The sequence below is a fragment of the Streptomyces cupreus genome (assembly GCF_014257025.1).
Taxonomy (GTDB): domain Bacteria; phylum Actinomycetota; class Actinomycetes; order Streptomycetales; family Streptomycetaceae; genus Streptomyces; species Streptomyces cupreus.
Genome location: NZ_JACMSF010000182.1, coordinates 1 through 695, shown reverse-complemented (window position 1 = coordinate 695; position 695 = coordinate 1). Strand labels below are relative to the sequence as shown.

Genomic DNA, 695 nt, shown 5'->3' with positions numbered 1-695 from the left:
CTGGTGCTGGTGGTCTGGCAGGTCCTGGTGTGGGCCGAGGTCGCCCCCGCCTACAAGCTCCCCTCACCCTCCGCCGTCTGGGACGAGGTGCGCACCGCCTGGCTCCAGGGGACGCTGCTCGACTACATCTGGACATCCGTCTCGCGCGGTCTGCTCGGCTTCCTGCTCGCCCTCGCGATCGGTACGCCGCTGGGCCTCCTGGTCGCCCGGGTGAAGTTCATTCGGGCCGCGATAGGCCCGATCCTGTCCGGTCTGCAGTCGCTGCCATCCGTGGCCTGGGTGCCGCCCGCCGTGCTGTGGCTGGGTCTGAACAACTCGATGATGTACGCCGTGATCCTGCTCGGCGCGGTCCCCTCCATCGCCAACGGCCTGGTCGCGGGCATCGACCAGATCCCCCCACTGTTCCTGCGCGCCGGGCGCACGCTGGGCGCGACCGGTCTGAAGGGCACCTGGCACATCGTGATGCCGGGCGCGCTGCCGGGCTATCTGGCCGGCCTGAAGCAGGGCTGGGCGTTCTCCTGGCGCTCGCTGATGGCCGCCGAGATCATCGCCTCCTCCCCCGATCTCGGCGTCGGCCTCGGCCAGTTGCTGGAGAACGGCCGCAACAACGCCAGCATGTCCCAGGTGTTCCTGGCGATCTTCCTGATCCTGCTCGTCGGCATCGCCATCGACCTGCTGATCTTCAGCCCGCTGGA

General features: G+C 69.1%; 1 protein-coding gene. It reads left to right on the top strand.

Going from position 1 to position 695, the window contains the following annotated elements; genetic code table 11:
- Positions 1 to 695 (top strand): ABC transporter permease (locus tag H4N64_RS44200; protein ID WP_186288265.1); only part of this gene is annotated, 695 nt, incomplete at both ends.